Source organism: Streptomyces sp. NPDC052101, from assembly GCF_040680235.1.
Taxonomy (GTDB): Bacteria; Actinomycetota; Actinomycetes; order Streptomycetales; family Streptomycetaceae; genus Streptomyces.
In genome coordinates this window covers 85,265-101,784 of sequence record NZ_JBFAWH010000011.1, presented here as the reverse complement: position 1 = coordinate 101,784, position 16,520 = coordinate 85,265, and the positions used below count along the sequence as shown (strand labels likewise).

The window sequence follows — 16,520 nt, the reverse complement described above, 5'->3', positions numbered from 1 at the left end:
CCGGCTCCCTAGCGATTGATTCTTCGGCGTTCCCCAGGGTACGCCCGTTGATTTGGTGGTTCGGAGACGGTTGTTCTATGCCGCCGATGTCTTCTCGATCACGCGCGGCTTCAGCTCCGCGTTCTCCAGGATGTCCTTGAGGTGGCGCTCGGCCACCGGCAGGACCTCCTCGATGGTGACGTCCCGGCCCAGCTCGCCCGCGAGGGAGGCGACCCCCGCGTCCCGGATGCCGCACGGGATGATCCGGTCGAACCATTTGTTGTCGGGGTTCACATTGAGCGCGAAGCCGTGCATCGTGACGCCCTTGGCGACCCGGATGCCGATCGCGGCGATCTTGCGGTCCTCGCGCCGCTGGCCCGCGTTGGAGGGGGCGTACTCGGGGCCGTTGAGCCGCGGGTCGAATTCGTCGTCGGTCAGCCGCGGGTCGAAGTCCAGGGACAGCCCGCCGAGCACCGGCCGCTGCTCGATCGGGTCGCCGAGCACCCACACACCGCTGCGGCCCTCGACCCGGCTGGTCTCCAGGCCGAACTCGGCGCAGGTGCGGATGAGCGCCTCCTCCAGGCGGCGTACATGGGCGACGACGTCCACCGGGCGGGGCAGCTTCTGGATCGGGTAGCCCACCAGCTGGCCCGGGCCGTGCCAGGTGATCTTGCCGCCGCGGTCCACGTCGATGACCGGGGTGCCGTCCAGGGGGCGCTCGCTGTCCTCGGTGCGCCGGCCGGCCGTGTACACCGGCGGGTGCTCCAGGAGGATCACGGTGTCCGGGACCTCGTCGGCGAACCGGGCCGTGTGCACCCGGCGCTGCTCGTCCCAGGCCTCCTGGTAATCGACGGCATCCGCACCGAACCCCATGCGGACGAACCGCAACTCACTCACGGCAAGCGCCTCCCTCAGCGACCGAGCAATCGGTGTGTCAGGCACGTAACGCGCCCACGCCACTGTACGTCCGACCGGTGTACGTCAGCCCTGGGGAGGTTCCTCACACGATCGGATGAATACGCGGTGAAGGGTGTGATGGCCCGCTCACTCTCCGCTACATTCACGCCGGTCGAGAGGCTATAAGGGCAGCTCAACGGCAATCCGGGCGCTTCAGGGCCCGGTAGGCAGGAGACCGCACCGCAGATGACGGACCGACCCGCGCAGCGCACCCCCAACCGTCAGCTCGCCGCGCTCATCGCAGAAGCGGGGTTCTCCAACGCGGGTCTGGCCCGTCGCGTCGACCAGCTCGGCCTGGAGCACGGGCTGGACCTCAGATACGACAAGACCTCCGTCACCCGCTGGCTGCGCGGACAGCAGCCGAGGGGGACGACGCCCGCCCTGATCGCCGAGGTCTTCACCCGTCGGCTCGGGCGCCGGCTCACGGCCCAGGATCTCGGCCTGGACGCCTGTGCGCCGGTGTACGCCGGGCTGGAGTTCGCGGCCACCCCGGAAGAGGCCGTCGACATCGTCAGCGGGCTGTGGCGCAAGGACTCCGGCAGCCACGCCGAGCTGCGCAAGATCGCGTTCACCCCGGCGGGGCTCGTGGTGCCCAGCCGGGACTGGCTGATCGGCAAGCCCGACGACAAGGTGGCCCGCGAACCGGCGGCCCGGGTCCCCCCGCAGGGCCGCCCCGCCCCGGTCAAGCCCCCGGGCCGGCAGGCACTGGTGGTCCCGCCCCGGGCGCGCGGCCATGCCGAGCGTGCCCCCGGCCACCGGGTCACGGGCGGCGACATCGGCGCGCTGCGCTCGGTCGGCGAGCTGTTCCGCACCCTCGACGACCGGTTCGGCGGCGGCCACGCCCGGCAGGCCCTGGTGCGCTACCTGGAGCACGAGTGCGAGCCGATGCTCCGCGGCTGCTACGACGAGCAGACCGGCCGCCGGCTGTTCGGCGCCGCGGCCGATCTGACCCGGCTCGCCGGCTGGACGTCGTACGACATCGCCGCGCACGGACTCGCCCAGCGGTACTTCGTGCAGGCCCTGCGGCTCGCCCAGGCGGCGGGCGACCGGGCGTACGGCTCCTATGTGCTGGTCACCATGAGCCGCCAGGCCGTCTACCTCGGCCACGGCAGGGAGGCCGTGCAGCTGGCCCGGGTCGCCCAGCAGGGCGCCGGGACCGGTGGTCCGCCGGTCGTGCAGGCGCTGCTGCACGCCTCCGAGGCGAGGGCGCACGGCGTGCTCGGCGAGGTGCGGGCGTGCACGGCCGCGCTCGTGCGGGCCGAGCGCGCCCTGGAGGCGGCCCGGCCCGGGGACGAGGTGCCGTACTGGGCCAAGTTCTTCGACGAGGCGCAGCTCGCCGACGAGTTCGGGCACTGCCACCGGGATCTGCAGCAGTTCCGGGCGGCCGCCCAGCACGCCGAGCGTTCGCTCCAGCTCCGCGCGCCCTCGTACGCCCGCAGCAGGCTCTTCTGCCGGGTCGTCCTCGCCACGGCCCGGCTCGGCCTCGGCGAACTGGACCAGGCCTGCGCGCTGGCGGCGGAGGCCGCCGGGCAGGCCGCGGAGATGCGGTCCGCGCGCGCGATCGAGTACGTGAAGGACTTCGAACGCCGACTGGAGCCGTACCGCGACGCGGCACCGGTGCGGGGGTACCGGGAGAAGGTGGCGGCGCTGGGTTAGCCGGTCGCGCGGTTTTCCGCGCCTCTGGGGGGCGCGCTAGGCGGCCCTTGGCAGAGTCGGCGCGGGGTCCGCCCTGTGCATCGACCCCGCCGCACCCAGGTCCGCCAGAAGGGCGGCCGCGGCCCGGTGGGCCGAGTGCAGGGCGCCCTGGACCGTGCTGGTGTCGCGGTGGTCGCCGCAGACGTAGAGGCCGGCCAGCAGTCGTACCGGGCGGCGCAGGTCGTGCGGCGGGCGCATCGCCGGGACCGCCTCCGGCGTGTGGTGCACGGCCAGCGTCTCCCAGCGGCGCGTGGAGGTCCGGTAGAGCCGGGAGAGGTGGATGCGGACCGCGGTGTCGATGCCCTCGGGCGGTGTGCCGAGGACCGTCGAGGAGATCAGCACCCGGCCGACCGGTGCCCGGCTCGGGTCCACGTTGCTGAGCACCGCCGTGTGCGCCACCGGTCCGCCGCGGTCGGCGTCGAGCAGCAGCGAGGTGCCCGTCGCGAAGGCCGCCGCCGGATCGTCGGTGGTGTGGTGGACCACGGTCACCGGGTGGAAGCCGGGCACCCTCAGGCCCGGCAGCAGTCCCGCCGCGGCCCGCGCGTCCGTCGCCAGCAGCACCGCCCGGCAGCGGATCTCGCCGTGCTCGGCGGTGGTCACCGAGGTGGTGCACACCGAGGTCACCCGCACGCCGGTGCGTACGGTGCCGGGCGGCAGCGCCCGCGCCAGCAGCTCCGGCAGCACGTCCGCACCGCCCTCCGGTACACACAGGCGGCCGCTCGCGAAGGCGCGCAGCGCGAGGTCGGCGCACCGGCTGGAGGTGGTCAGCTCCGGGTCGCACAGCAGTGTGGCGAGCAGCGGGCGCAGGAAGCCGTCGATCGTGCGCGCCGGCATCCCGCGCTGGGCCAGGGCCTGTCGGGCGGGCATCTCGGGCCGGGCCAGGACGCGCTCCACGGGGGTGGCCGCGATGCGGCCGAGCGCGGCGCCGAGCCGGGCCTGGTCGACCGCGCCGCCCACCGGCGCGCCGACCCGGCCGGGGACGGCCGCCGGCCCCCTGGGGGCGCTTGCGAGGGCGCGCACCGCATGGAGTGCGCTCCGTGCGCCCCGTGCGCTCCCTCCGGTCGCCGGCGCGCCCGCGCGCTGGGTGCGTCCGTCGCGGTGCAGCAGGACGCCGGGAGCGAAGGTACGCAGGACCAGGGAGTCCAGGCCCGGGGTCGTGCGGAGTTCGGGGTAGGACGTGGACAGCAGCTGTCCGATGCGGTCCAGCCGGAAGCCGTCGACCTTCTCCGTCGACATGCGGCCGCCGACGTACGGGGCGGCCTCAAGGACGGCGGTCGAGATTCCTGCGCTGGTCAGCCGATGAGCCGCCGAGAGTCCGGCGATTCCGGCTCCCACGATGACGACGTCCACCTGGTACACGGGCTCAAGCACGAGGCCCCTCCTGTGGTTGCGCGGCCGGTGGAGACGTCATGCCCCCAACTGGCTCCAGGGATACTCGAGTTCGGGTCGAGGTTAGGTCCGTGATCGGTCACAAACAGTCGCGCATGGACAGGGCACGGTCGCATGGAGGTCGCATACGGTCACAAGAGGTCGCAGGACATCCCTGGCGTACGTCGGGCCGCCGGTATCGCGGACGTCAGGCCGCCCGGATCGCCTCGTCGATCCCCGCGAACGCGAACCGGAACCCCGACTCCAGCAGCCGCCTCGGCACCACCCGTTGACTGCCCAGCACATCCCCGGCCAGCTCACCCAGCACCGCCCGCAGCACCGGTGCCGGCACCGGGAACGGCGCCGGACGGCGCAGCACCCGGGCCATCGCCGCCGTGATCTCACGGTTCGTCAGCGGCTCGGGGGCCGTCAGGTTGACCGGCCCGGACAAGGTGTCGTTCTCGACGAGGTACCGGAGCGCGGCGACCTCGTCGTGCAGCGCGATGTACGACCAGTACTGCCGCCCGTCGCCCAGCCGCCCCCCGAGCCCCGCCCGGAACAGCGGGAACAGCCGTCCCCAGGCCCCGCCGCCACGGGCCACCACCAGCCCGGTCCGCGCGAACACCGTCCGCACCCCCGCCTCCTGCGCGGGCGCCGCCGCCTCCTCCCACTCCACGCACAGCGAGGGCAGGAAGCCGTCGCCCGGCGGCGCCTGCTCGTCCACCACCCGGTCGCCGGTGTCGCCGTAGAAGCCGATCGCGCTGCCGCTGACGAAGACCCGCGGCGGCTCGGGCAGCGAGGCCACCGCCTCCGCCAGCGCGGCCGTGCCCAGCACCCGGCTGTCCCGCAGCAGCCGCTTGTACGACGGCGTCCAGCGCCGGTCGCCGATCCCGGCCCCGGCCAGATTGACCACCGCGGCACAGCCGGTCAGCCCCGCCGCGTCCACATACTGCCCCTGCGGGTCCCAGCGGACCTCGCCCGGGCCCGAGGCGGCGCGGCGCACCAGCCGCACCACCTCGTGCCCGTCCGCGGTCAGGGACCGCACCAGGGCGCTGCCGATGAGCCCGGACGCGCCGGCCACCGCGATACGGAGACGTTCCATGGCTCCAGCATGCCCGGGTGAAAACCCCTGAGCCGCACCGGCCGCGCGCCGTAGAGTGATCGTCATGCCGGAGCCGTACATACGCGTCGCCGTGGCCGACGACGAGGAGGATCTCGCCCTCCTCGACCGCGCCACCTGGTCCCCCCTGCACGCGGTCTCGCCCCCGCCGCAGGGGCCGTTCTTCGACGAGCGCCATACCCCGGAGGACTACCTGGTCGCCGAGGCCGACGGGCGGGTCGTCGGCTACGTCCGGCTCGCCCGGCCCACCCGGCTCGCCTCGAACGCGCACGTGCTGCAGATCCAGGGCCTCGCCGTCGCCGAGGAGGCGCGCGGGCAGGGGCTCGGGCGCGCGCTGGTCCGGGCAGCCGTCACGGAGGCCCGCGGGCGCGGTGCGCGGCGGCTGAGCCTGCGCGTCCTCGGGCACAACGCCCCGGCCCGTGCGCTGTACGAGGCCGAGGGGTTCGTCGTCGAGGGGGTGCAGCCGGAGGAGTTCCTCCTCGACGGCGCGTACGTCGACGACGTACTCATGGGCCGGAACGTATGACGACTACGAGCTGACCAGCTGGCCCGTGTCCACCGGCGCCGTCGCCGCGGCCGCGCGCTGGGCGTCGCCGGCCACCTCGTCCGCCGTCAGCACATATCCCGTCTCGGCGTCCGAGGTGGAGCGGGCGAAGACCACCCCGAAGACCCTGCCGTCCGTGGTCAGCAGCGGACCGCCGGAGTTGCCCGGGCGGACCGTGGACCGGATCGAGTAGATGTCGCGGGTGACCGTGGCGTCGCTGTAGATGTTCTGCCCGGTCGCCTGCACCCGGCTCGCCACCGTCGCCGCCTGCAGATTCAGGCTGCCGTCCTGCGGATAGCCCGCGACCACCGCCGAGTCGCCGCGCGCCGCGCTCGTGTCGAAGCGCAGCACCGGGGCGCGCAGCCCCGGTACATACAGCACCGCCACGTCCCGGTCGGGGTCGAAGAGCACCACCCGTGCCGCGTACGACGGCCCGACCCCGCCCACCCGCACGCTCGGGTGGTCGATGCCCGCCACCACGTGGGCGTTGGTCATCACGTGCTGTGCGGAGTAGACGAAACCGCTGCCCTCGCGGCCCTCGCTGCCCGACACGCCCTCGATCTTGACCGTGCTGCGCTTCGCGGCGCTCGTCGCCGCCGGGGTGACGCTGTCGCCGGACGGCCGGGCCACCTGGGCCGTCGACTCGTTCTCGAACGGGTTGAAGACCTGCGGGAAACCCGCCTCCGTCAGCGCCGACGTGGCCCGTGAGAACCACGCGGGCGTCGTGTCCGGCATCGCCTCCTGCACCGCGCCCAGCAGCGTCGAGTTCCGTATCGCCGTCGCCAGCGTCTGCGAGGGGGCCGCGCCCAGCACGCTCGCCGCCACCCAGGCCACGATCAGCACCGCGACCGAGTTCGCCGCCGCGCCCCCTATCCCGTCCACGACCCGCAGCGGCCCCCGGTCCAGCTCCCCGCGCAGCCGCAGCGCCAGCCGGCCCGCCAGCTCATGCCCCACCACCGCAGGCACCAGCACCGTCGCCACCGCGAGGACCGTCGCCTGCGTCGTGCCGCGCTCCACCAGGCCCGTCACCCAGGGCAGCACCCACACACCGACGGCGGCACCGCCGACGAACCCGGCCAGCGAGACACAGCCGGCCACCAGCCCGCGCCGGTAACCGGACGCCGCGTAGACGAGGATCACCAGCACGAGCAGCAGGTCGAGCAGGTCCACGGAGCCGCCTTTCTCTCGGACCCCTCAGTACGGACGGGACGGGCCCGGTGATCAGTCACCCACCCACACACGACAGCGGCCACCGGGCGGCGAACCGGCCATGTATGTGTGTACCCACGGAAACGTGCCGGACCGGGACGATGGTTCCGCCAGGTGGCACAGCGCACATCGCGGGCACGACCCATCGACCCGAGAGTGGGACCATGCCCGACCGAACAACACTGCAGACGACCGGAGCCCCGCAGACCTCGGGGCCGCCGGACACGGAGACACCGGGAACCCCGCGGACATCGGGACCACCGGAGACAGAGGTGCCGGAGAGACCGGAGCCGGCGGAGACGGCCGCGCCACCGGGGAGTCCGGAGCCGGCGGGGGCGCCTGATCCGCAAGGGATACCGGAGACAGCCGGGGCGCTCGAGACGTCGTGCACTCCTGAGCCGTCTGAGCCCTCTGAGCCGCGGGAGACGCTGGGTCCGCCTGATCCGCAAGGGATACCCGAGACAGCCGAGGCGCCCGAGACGTCGTGCACTCCGGAACCGCCCGAGCCGCCTGAGCCGCTGGGCACACCGGCGCCGCAGGAACCGCCCGGGCCCCCGCGGGTGCCGCGAGCACCAGGGCCACCGGGCACCCGGAGCCGGTCCGCGCGGCGGATACCCGGAGCCGTGCTGGTGCTGCTCGGCAGTCTGCCCGGCCTGGTGGCGATCCTCGCGCTCGCCCTGTGCGCCCGCGGCGTCGAGCCCATCACCGTGGCCCGCCCCGAACAGCCCGTTCCGGCCCGCGCCCCCGCCGTCCACCGCGCCGCCCGGCCGCACATCGTGCCCCGCTCCGTCTGGCTGGGCACCGCCGGCCGCACCCAGCCGCCCCCGCGCTACGACGACAAGGTGGTCGCGGTCTTCCTCCACCACACCGACTCGCCGGGCGGCTACGACTGCGCCGACGCGCCGACCATCATCCGCCACCTGTACGCCGGCCAGACCGGTGACCGCCGCTGGGACGACATCGGCTACAACTTCCTCGTCGACCGCTGCGGCACCATCTACGAAGGCCGCGCCGGAGGCATCGAGCGGGCCGTCACCGGCGCCCACACCCAGGGCTTCAACCACCGCACCGCCGGAATCGCCGCGATCGGCACCTTCACCGCCGGCAGCCCCGTGCCCAAGGCCATGACCGACGCGATCGCCGCCCTGGCCGCCTGGAAACTCGGCCTCGCCGACGTCGACCCGCGCACCAGTGTCCGCCTGGTCTCCAGCAACAGCCTCAGCCGCTTCAGGACCGGGGCCACCGCGACCCTGCCCGCCCTGGCCGGCCACAAGGACGGCTTCATGACCAACTGCCCGGGCGCCGCCCTCACCGACCGCCTCCCCGAGATCAGGGACAAGGCCGCCCGGCTGCAGGGCCGGACCACCCCCGCGGTCACCCTCGGGACCACCCATGCGCCGCCCACAGGAAGCCCCTAGGCGCCACGCAGCCTCCTCCGAGCCCCGCGCCCTACGGTCGGCAACGACACCAGCCGACCGGAGGTGGGGATCATGAACAGCAGTCGTACGTGTGCCGGGACCACGGACGAGACCACGCAACGGGGTCGCCGGACGCGGCGGGCGCGCGGCCCCTGGGCGGTGGTCCGCGCGGTCGCCACCGTCGTCCTCGGGCCCGCCGCGGCCACCGCGTCCGCCCTCGGCCAGGCCAACGCCGCGCCGCTGCACCACGCGGTGGGGGCCGACCGGCAGGCCTCCGCGCCGGCCGACGCCACCCGCGGGCGCACGGCCGGCCGAGCCGGCGCCGGCTACTCCCGGAAACGGTCCCACAGCAGGGGAAACCGTTCGGCGAGGGCACGCTCGTTCTCGAAATCCACCGGCGTGCCCTCCGGCTCGGCGGGCGCCGGGGCGATGCCCAGATCCGGTGCGACGGTGCCGGTCAGCTGCTCGTACGCCTCGTCCGCCGCATAGCCCAGCTCCTCGCCGTCGCCGTCGATCTCCTCGTCGAACTCGCCCAGCAGCTCGGCCAGGGAGTCCGGCTCGTGCAGGGCGCCCTCGTAGACCTCCCGGCCCTGGCCGATCAGCCAGCAGCGGAAGAAGTCGAACGCGTCGTCGCTGGCCCCGTCCAGCAGCACCCAGGCGGCGCCCCACAGGTCCCAGCGGTAGGCGCGGTTGTAGCGGGCCTCGAAGTGACGGGCGAAGTCCAGGACCAGGTCGGGGTCCAGCTGGAGCAGCCGGTCCACGAGCACGTCGGCCTGTTCCTCGGGGTCGCCCTCGGCACTCTCGCGGGCGGCGTCGATCAGCTCCCAGAACTCCGTCTCGTCCATCACGGCACCAGCATCGGGCCTCCACCGGTGGGACGCACGCGGAGTACCCCTCAGTCACGGCGGATCGTTATCCGGCGTCGCCGCGGCCGTACAGCGCCGCGAGACGGGTGGCGTCCGCCGTGAAGCGCTCCCGCAGGCTCTCCGGGGCCAGCACCTCGGCCTCCGCCCCGAGCGCCGTCAGCTGCGCGTACGCGACCTCCTCGGACTCCACCGGCAGCGTCACCGTCACCCAGCCCGCCCCGTCCGGCTCGCCCAGCCCGCTCAGTGCCGCGCGCGCCGACACCGGCTCGACGGCGTACCGCAGCCTGCGCACGCCCTCCGGGGACAGCCGTACGACGACCTCGGCGCGCAGGATCGAGCGGGCGAACCGCTCGGCCTGCTCGGCCCAGTGGCCGGGCAGATCGAAGTCCGGATCACGGGTGAACCGTTCCTCCAGAGGCTCCACAGCGCTGAACCGGTCGATGCGATAGGTCCGGTACGTCCGGGCGGAGTCGCCGTCCGCCACTCGCGCGCACAGGTACCAGACGCCCGCCTTCAGCACGAGCCCGTACGGCTCGAGCAGCCGCTCGACCTCGTCCTCGCCCCGCCGGTACCGGGCGGTGACCGGGCGGTCGTCCCACACCGCCTCCGCGACCACCGGCAGCAGCGCGGGCGTCCGAGGCTCCTGGAACCAGGCCGGCGCGTCCAGATGGAAGCGCCGGGCCGCGCTGTCCGGGGCATCGCGCAGGGACGGCAGCAGCGCCGCGGAGACCTTCAGCCGGGCCGCGCAGGCGGCGTCCTCCAGACCCATCTCCCGCAGCGCCCCCGGCACCCCGCTCAGGAACAGCGCCTCCGCCTCGCTCCTGGCCAGCCCCGTCAGCCGGGTCCGGTACCCGCCGACCAGCCGGTATCCACCGGTCCGCCCGCGGTCCGCGTACACCGGCACGCCCGCCTCCGACAGCGCCTGCGCGTCGCGTGTGACCGTTCGCTCCGACACCTCCAGCTCCCGGGCGAGTTCCGCGGCGGTCATGGACGGCCGGGACTGCAGCAGAAGCACCATCCTGATGAGCCGAGCCGCACGCATCTCTTCATCATGCCGGGGACCACTGACAAAGAAGCAGCGGCAAAGGAGGCGGCGACAAAGAAGGGGTACGGCAGGTCGCCGTACCCCTTCACAGGATCTCAGTGCACCTCAGTGCACGTCAGTGCCTACAGCCCGTACTTCTCCCGGGCCTCCTTGACCGCCGTGGCCTTCACCTCGCCGCGCCGGGCGAGCTGGGCCAGGGCCGCGACGACGACCGACTGGGCGTCGATGCCGAAGTGGCGGCGGGCGGCCTCACGGGTGTCCGACAGACCGAAGCCGTCGGCGCCCAGCGAGGACCAGTCCTGCTCGACCCACTGCGCGATCTGGTCCGGGACCTGGCGCATGTAGTCGGAGACGGCCAGCACCGGGCCCTCGGCGCCCTGCAGCGCCTGGCGGACGTACGGCACGCGCTCCTCGCCGCGCAGCAGGGCCGCGTCGGCCTCCAGCGCGTCGCGGCGCAGCTCCGTCCAGGAGGTGGCCGACCAGACGTCCGCCGCCACGCCCCACTCCTCGGCCAGCAGCTTCTGCGCCTCCAGGGTCCAGTGGATCGCCGTACCGGAGCCCAGCAGCTGGATGCGCGGGGCGTTGGCAGCCGGGGACAGGCCCGCCGACTCCGCCGTGTTGAAGCGGTACAGGCCCTTGACGACGCCCTCGTCGATGCCGAGGCCCTGCGGCTTGGCGGGCTGCGGCAGCGGCTCGTTGTAGACCGTCAGGTAGTAGAAGACGTTCTGGTCCTCGCCCGGCTTGGCCTCGCCGTACATCCGGCGCAGACCCTCACGGACGATGACCGCGATCTCGTAGGCGAACGCGGGGTCGTACGTCAGCGCGGCCGGGTTGGTCGCGGCGATGACCGGGGAGTGGCCGTCGGCGTGCTGCAGGCCCTCGCCCGTCAGGGTCGTACGGCCCGCCGTCGCGCCGACGAGGAAGCCGCGGCCGAGCTGGTCGCCGAGCTGCCACATCTGGTCGGCGGTGCGCTGCCAGCCGAACATCGAGTAGAAGATGTAGAACGGGATCATCGCCTCGCCGTGCGTCGCGTACGACGACGATGCGGCGATGAAGTCGGCCATCGAACCGGCCTCGGTGATCCCCTCGTTGAGGATCTGGCCGTTCTTGGCCTCCTTGTAGTACATCAGCTGGTCGCGGTCGACCGGCTCGTACGTCTGGCCCTTGGGGGAGTAGATCCCGAGGGAGGGGAACAGGCTCTCCATGCCGAAGGTGCGCGCCTCGTCGGGGACGATCGGCACCCAGCGCTTGCCCGTCTCCTTGTCGCGGACCAGGTCCTTGATGAGGCGGACGAAGGCCATGGTGGTGGCCACGTTCTGCGAGCCGGAGCCCTTGTCGAAGGAGGCGAAGGCCTTCTCGGCGGGCGCGGGGAGCGGCGCGAGGGTGTGGGTGCGGCGGGCGGGGGCCGGGCCGCCGAGGGCCGCGCGGCGCTCCTGGAGGTAGCGGACCTCGGGGGAGTCGGCGCCCGGGTGGCCGTAGGGGACCACGCCGTCGACGAAGTCGCTGTCCTTGATCGGCAGGCCGAGCAGGTCCCGCATCGTCTTGAACTCGTCCACCGTCAGCTTCTTCATCTGGTGGTTGGCGTTCTTCGACGCGAAGCCGTCGCCCAGGGTGTGGCCCTTGACCGTCTGGGCCAGGATCACGGTCGGCGCGCCCTTGTGCTCGACGGCGGCCTTGTACGCGGCGTAGACCTTGCGGGCCTCGTGACCGCCGCGAGAGAGGTGGAAGACCTCGAGGATCTTGTCGTCGCTCAGCAGCTTCGCCATCTCGGCGAGCGCCGGGTCCTTGCCGAAGAAGTCGGCGCGGATGTATGCGGCGTCGCGGGTCTGGTACGTCTGGATCTGCGCGTCCGGTACCTCGCGCAGGCGGCGTACCAGCGCGCCGGTGGTGTCGAGGGCGAACAGCTCGTCCCAGGCGGTGCCCCAGAGCGTCTTGACGACGTTCCAGCCGGCGCCGCGGAACTGGGCCTCCAGCTCCTGCACGATCTTGAAGTTGGCGCGGACCGGGCCGTCGAGGCGCTGCAGGTTGCAGTTGATGACGAAGGTGAGGTTGTCCAGCTCCTCACGGGCGGCGAGCGCGAGGGCCGCCGTCGACTCCGGCTCGTCCATCTCGCCGTCGCCGAGGAACGCCCACACGTGCGAGGCGGAGACGTCCTTGATGCCGCGGTTGGTGAGGTAGCGGTTGAAACGCGCCTGGTAGATGGCCGAGAGCGGGCCGAGGCCCATCGACACCGTCGGGAACTCCCACAGCCAGGGCAGCCGGCGCGGGTGCGGGTACGACGGCAGTCCGCCCCCGCCCGCCTCCTGGCGGAAGTTGTCCAGGTGGTGCTCGTTCAGCCGGCCGTCGAGGAAGGCGCGGGCGTAGATACCGGGGGAGGCGTGGCCCTGGATGTACAGCTGGTCGCCGGAGCCGTCGCCCTCCTTGCCCTTGAAGAAGTGGTTGAAGCCGGTCTCGTAGAGCCAGGCCGCGGAGGCGAAGGTGGCGATGTGCCCGCCGACGCCGTGCTTGCTGCCACGGGTCACCATCGCGGCCGCGTTCCAGCGGTTCCACGCGGTGATACGGGCCTCCATCTCCGGGTCACCGGGCAGGCCCGGCTCGGCGGAGGTGGGGATCGTGTTGACGTAGTCCGTCTCGAGGAGCTTCGGCAGCGCGATGCCGCCCGCCTCGGCGCGCTCCAGCGTGCGCCGCATCAGGTACGCGGCGCGGTGCGGCCCGGCCTCCCTGGCGACGGCGTCGAGGGAGGCCTGCCATTCGGCGGTCTCCTCCGGGTCGCGGTCGGGGAGCTGGTCGAGCGCGCTCGGCTGGATGGCGTTGGGGTCGGTCATGTCGCCGCCTTCCTCAGTCGAAGGGGGTTCCCTCATCGGTAAGGGTTCGGGGGTGCCCTAGGTCTTTGGCAGGACAGGGCGCGGACTTCGGTGGAAGTCCGTCGGCGACTGTAACTCCCTGATCGATGATCGATCAAAGGGTTGACCTCGAAAACGTCTCGATTCCGAGAAAGTAGGCACGGGGTGCCTTGGGTGATGGCACCGGGTGACGCGGTTTCGCCTTGTTTTCGCAGGTGAGCGTAGGTCTGCTCGACTGCATCAGGCGCGCGGCGCGCACCCCAGGACATGAGCCTTCACGATCTCGGCGATCCGCGGGTCCCGCCGCTTGAAGGCGGCCACCAGCTCCTCGTGCTCCTCCGCGTACGACTGCTGCACCGTGCCCAGCCAGCGGATGGACAGCGCCGTGAAGACCTCGATGCCCAGGCCCTCCCAGGTGTGCAGCAGCACCGAGTTGTTCGCGGCACGGACCAGCTCGCGGTGGAAGCCCACGGTGTGGCGGACCTGGGCCGTGCCGTCGGCCTCGCGGTCGGCCTCGTACAGGGCCAGGACGTGCGGCTCCAGGGCCGAGCAGTCCTCCGCGAGACGGTCGGCCGCCAGCTCCGCCGCGATGGCCTCCAGCCCGGCTCGGACCGGATAGCTCTCCTCCAGGTCCGCCGCGGTCAGGTTCCGTACGCGCACGCCCTTGTTCGGCGCGGACTCGATCAGGCGCAGCGACTCCAGCTCGCGCAGGGCCTCGCGGACCGGGGTCTGGCTGACCTCCAGCTCGGTGGCGATACGGCGCTCCACGATGCGCTCACCCGGCTGCCAGCGCCCGCTGACGATCCCTTCCACGATGTGCTCGCGGATCTGTTCGCGCAGCGAGTGGACGACGGGCGCGGTCATGAGGGCTCCTCGGCAGTGCGGACCCGGCGGGTCGGCGGGACCCTTAGACAATACGGCGGCGGCCCCCGACGGGAGGGGTGCGGTCGCTCTCGCCACAGGTGATGCCTGTTACAGAGTGGTGCCCGCCGAGGGACGGAGGCATTCCGCCTCGCCGGCGCGGCGCTCCTGGGCGGAGTGCCAACGCGGTTGTGTGTCAGGGGCGTTGGAGTCCGTGACGGATCGGTGAGGCCATGAAGAAGCCGAGCCGAGGTGGACAAGGTGTCCACGCCCGCCGGCGACACCGAGGAGAAGCCGAGCGCGGCCCTCACCGCGTATCTGCGGCACACCTGGCACACCCGCCCCGCGCTCGCCGCCGCCGAGAGCCGGCTGCGGGAGTACGTGCGCACCCCGCCGGGGCGGCTGAGGACCCGGCTCGGCGGGTTCTACGCCCTGCCGGCGTGGGCCTGGCCGACGCGGAGATCCTGGACCGGCTGACCCTGCTCGCCGACCACATCCGGTTTCCCTGAGCTGGGGCAGTTCCTCGGCGGCTGGTGGGGGAGATCCGGGAGCTGCCGGCCCTCGGGCTCGACGAGAGCGAGGGCGCCGTCGGCGGCGCAGAGCTGGGCATGGAGGTCGAGGCCCAGGACCAGCTCGCCGTGGGCGGCTGGCTCGCGCTGGTGGGCCGCAGCCTCGCCCAGCGGCACTCCGCTCGCACGAGCGGAGCCCCCGCCCGGAGATGAACTCCGGGCGGGGGCTCCGTCGTGCTGACTGATCAGGGAGATCAGAGGCCTGGTTCGACTTCGTTCCGATCCTCGACCCGAAGGCCGCCAGGTCAGAGGCCGAGTTCGACCTCGAACTCGCCCGCCTCCAGGATCGCCTTGACCGCCGTCAGGTAACGGGCCGCGTCGGCGCCGTCGACCAGGCGGTGGTCGTAGGAGAGGGTCAGGTAGGTCATGTCGCGGACGCCGATGACCGTGCCCTCCTCGGTCTCGATGACGGCCGGACGCTTGACCGTGGCACCGATGCCGAGGATCGCGACCTGGTTCGGCGGCACGATGATCGTGTCGAACAGCGCGCCACGCGAACCGGTGTTGGAGATGGTGAAGGTCGCGCCGGACAGCTCGTCCGGGGTGATCTTGTTGGCGCGGACCTTGCCGGCCAGGTCGGCCGTGGCCTTGGCGATACCGGCGATGTTGAGGCCACCGGCGCCCTTGATGACCGGGGTCATCAGGCCCTTCTCCGAGTCCACCGCGATACCGACGTTCTCGGTGTCGAAGTAGGTGATCGTGCCCTCGGCCTCGTTGATCCGGGCGTTGATGACCGGGTGGGCCTTCAGCGCCTGGGCCGCGGCCTTGACGAAGAACGGCATCGGGGACAGCTTGACGCCCTCACGGGCCGCGAAGCCGTCCTTCGCCTTGGTGCGCAGCTTCATCAGGCGGGTGACGTCGACCTCGACGACCGACGACAGCTGGGCCTGCTCGTGCAGCGCCTTGACCATGTTGTCGCCGATGACCTTGCGGATGCGGGTCATCTTGACGGTCTGGCCGCGCAGCGGGGAGACCTCCAGCGCCGGGGCCTTCTTCGCGGCGGCAGCCGGAGCGGCGACGGCCGGAGCCGGGGCAGCGGCGGCGGCCTTCGCGGCCTCGGCGGCGGCGATGACGTCCTGCTTGCGGATGCGGCCGCCGACGCCGGTGCCCTTGACGGTGGCCAGGTCGACGCCGTTCTCGGCGGCGAGCTTGCGCACCAGCGGGGTGACGTACGCGCCCTCGTCGGTCGCCTGGGTGGCGGTCGGGGAGGTCGGCGCGGTGGCCGGGGTGACCGGGGCCGGCGCGGGCGCCGGAGCCGCGGGCTGGACCGGAGCCGGGGCGGCAGCGGCGGGCGCGGCCGGAGCGGCGGGGGCCGGGGCGGCAGGCGCGGCCGGAACCGGGGCCGGAGCGGCCGGGGCCGGAGCGGCCGGGGCAGCGGCGGCCGGAGCCGGGGCGGCCGGAGCCGGAGCGGCGGCCGGGGCGGCACCCGCGGCGCCGATGACGGCGAGCTTGGCGCCGACCTCGGCGGTCTCGTCCTCGCCGACCACGATCTCCAGGAGCACGCCGGAGGCGGGCGCCGGGATCTCGGTGTCGACCTTGTCCGTGGAGACCTCGAGCAGCGGCTCGTCGGCCTCGACGGAGTCACCGACCGACTTCAGCCAGCGGGTGACGGTGCCCTCGGTGACGGACTCACCGAGCGCGGGCAGGACCACGTCCGTGCCCTGGGCGCCACCGGCCGGAGCGGCGGGGGCGGCCGGGGCCTCGGGGGCCGGGGCGGGGGCCGGGGCCTCAGCCACCGGAGCGGCCGGAGCCGGAGCCTCGGCGGCGGCGGGGGCCGGGGCGGCCGCGGGGGCACCGGTGCCGTCGTCGATCACGGCCAGCTCGGCGCCGACCTCGACGGTCTCGTCCTCGGCGACCTTGATGGAGGACAGCACACCGGAGACGGGCGAGGGGATCTCGGTGTCGACCTTGTCGGTCGAGACCTCGAGCAGCGGCTCGTCGGCCTCGACGCGTTCGCCCTCGGCCTTCAGCCAGCGGGTGACAGTGCCCTCGGTGACGCTCTCACCGAGCGCCGGAAGGGTTACGGAAACCGCCATGGTTTCGGTT

14 protein-coding genes and 1 pseudogene are annotated in these 16,520 nt (G+C 73.1%); 6 read left to right on the top strand and 9 right to left on the bottom strand.

Translation table 11 applies throughout. The annotated features are described in order from the left end of the window. Window positions 1-75 precede the first annotated feature (75 nt). On the bottom strand, window positions 76-876 hold the full coding sequence (lipB, locus tag AB0L75_RS20760) for a lipoyl(octanoyl) transferase LipB (RefSeq protein WP_365182749.1): 801 nt from the start codon (window positions 874-876) through the stop codon (window positions 76-78). Window positions 877-1,122: 246 nt separating this feature from the next. Between lipB and AB0L75_RS20755 the strand changes: the two genes are divergently transcribed. Beyond that, window positions 1,123-2,592, top strand: coding sequence for a regulator (locus tag AB0L75_RS20755; RefSeq protein ID WP_365182748.1), 1,470 nt, complete (start codon window positions 1,123-1,125; stop codon window positions 2,590-2,592). A 36-nt stretch (window positions 2,593-2,628) separates the two neighbouring features. Here AB0L75_RS20755 and AB0L75_RS20750 read toward each other — a convergent pair whose 3' ends face one another. Further along, on the bottom strand, window positions 2,629-4,002 hold the full coding sequence (locus AB0L75_RS20750) for an NAD(P)/FAD-dependent oxidoreductase (protein ID WP_365182746.1): 1,374 nt from the start codon (window positions 4,000-4,002) through the stop codon (window positions 2,629-2,631). A 205-nt stretch (window positions 4,003-4,207) separates the two neighbouring features. Further along, entirely contained in the window at window positions 4,208-5,101 is an 894-nt protein-coding gene (locus AB0L75_RS20745; RefSeq protein ID WP_365182745.1) for a TIGR01777 family oxidoreductase, read from the bottom strand. Window positions 5,102-5,165: 64 nt separating this feature from the next. Here AB0L75_RS20745 and AB0L75_RS20740 point away from each other — a divergent pair, with 64 nt between their 5' ends. After that, window positions 5,166-5,645 carry a GNAT family N-acetyltransferase gene (locus tag AB0L75_RS20740; RefSeq protein ID WP_365182743.1) on the top strand — a complete coding sequence of 160 codons (480 nt, stop codon included), beginning with the start codon at window positions 5,166-5,168 and terminating at the stop codon, window positions 5,643-5,645. Between the two features lie 3 nt (window positions 5,646-5,648). Here the strand turns inward: AB0L75_RS20740 and AB0L75_RS20735 are convergent, their stop codons facing one another. Beyond that, window positions 5,649-6,833: a MarP family serine protease gene (locus AB0L75_RS20735; RefSeq protein ID WP_365182741.1), complete on the bottom strand. Its 1,185-nt coding sequence runs from the start codon at window positions 6,831-6,833 to the stop codon at window positions 5,649-5,651. Between the two features lie 668 nt (window positions 6,834-7,501). On the opposite strand from AB0L75_RS20735, the gene AB0L75_RS20730 reads away from it, so the two are divergent. Together AB0L75_RS20730 and AB0L75_RS20725 are read left to right on the top strand one after the other, a co-directional pair. Beyond that, a complete protein-coding gene (locus AB0L75_RS20730) occupies window positions 7,502-8,290 on the top strand; it encodes a peptidoglycan recognition protein (protein WP_365183117.1) in 789 nt (262 codons plus the stop codon). Between the two features lie 72 nt (window positions 8,291-8,362). Beyond that, window positions 8,363-8,599: pseudogene (locus tag AB0L75_RS20725) on the top strand (hypothetical protein); the annotation flags it as partial. Between the two features lie 17 nt (window positions 8,600-8,616). On the opposite strand, the gene AB0L75_RS20720 reads toward AB0L75_RS20725, so the two are convergent. The 4 genes from AB0L75_RS20720 to AB0L75_RS20705 form a co-directional block, all read right to left on the bottom strand. Beyond that, complete coding sequence (locus AB0L75_RS20720; RefSeq protein WP_365183115.1) at window positions 8,617-9,135, bottom strand: DUF4240 domain-containing protein; 519 nt, start codon at window positions 9,133-9,135, stop codon at window positions 8,617-8,619. 67 nt (window positions 9,136-9,202) lie between these two features. Continuing rightward, a complete protein-coding gene (locus AB0L75_RS20715; protein ID WP_365182739.1) occupies window positions 9,203-10,198 on the bottom strand; it encodes a WYL domain-containing protein in 996 nt (331 codons plus the stop codon). Between the two features lie 125 nt (window positions 10,199-10,323). Beyond that, window positions 10,324-13,026 carry a pyruvate dehydrogenase (acetyl-transferring), homodimeric type gene (gene aceE, locus AB0L75_RS20710; protein ID WP_365182737.1) on the bottom strand — a complete coding sequence of 901 codons (2,703 nt, stop codon included), beginning with the start codon at window positions 13,024-13,026 and terminating at the stop codon, window positions 10,324-10,326. 258 nt (window positions 13,027-13,284) lie between these two features. Beyond that, on the bottom strand, window positions 13,285-13,908 hold the full coding sequence (locus AB0L75_RS20705; RefSeq protein WP_365182736.1) for a GntR family transcriptional regulator: 624 nt from the start codon (window positions 13,906-13,908) through the stop codon (window positions 13,285-13,287). A 258-nt stretch (window positions 13,909-14,166) separates the two neighbouring features. On the opposite strand from AB0L75_RS20705, the gene AB0L75_RS20700 reads away from it, so the two are divergent. Further along, window positions 14,167-14,382, top strand: a complete 216-nt coding sequence (locus AB0L75_RS20700; RefSeq protein ID WP_365182735.1) for a hypothetical protein — start codon at window positions 14,167-14,169, stop codon at window positions 14,380-14,382. Between the two features lie 56 nt (window positions 14,383-14,438). Next, complete coding sequence (locus AB0L75_RS20695; RefSeq protein WP_365182733.1) at window positions 14,439-14,627, top strand: hypothetical protein; 189 nt, start codon at window positions 14,439-14,441, stop codon at window positions 14,625-14,627. Window positions 14,628-14,719: 92 nt separating this feature from the next. On the opposite strand, the gene sucB is transcribed toward AB0L75_RS20695, so the two are convergent. Further along, complete coding sequence (gene sucB / locus AB0L75_RS20690; RefSeq protein ID WP_365182731.1) at window positions 14,720-16,510, bottom strand: 2-oxoglutarate dehydrogenase, E2 component, dihydrolipoamide succinyltransferase; 1,791 nt, start codon at window positions 16,508-16,510, stop codon at window positions 14,720-14,722. Window positions 16,511-16,520: the final 10 nt, after the last annotated feature.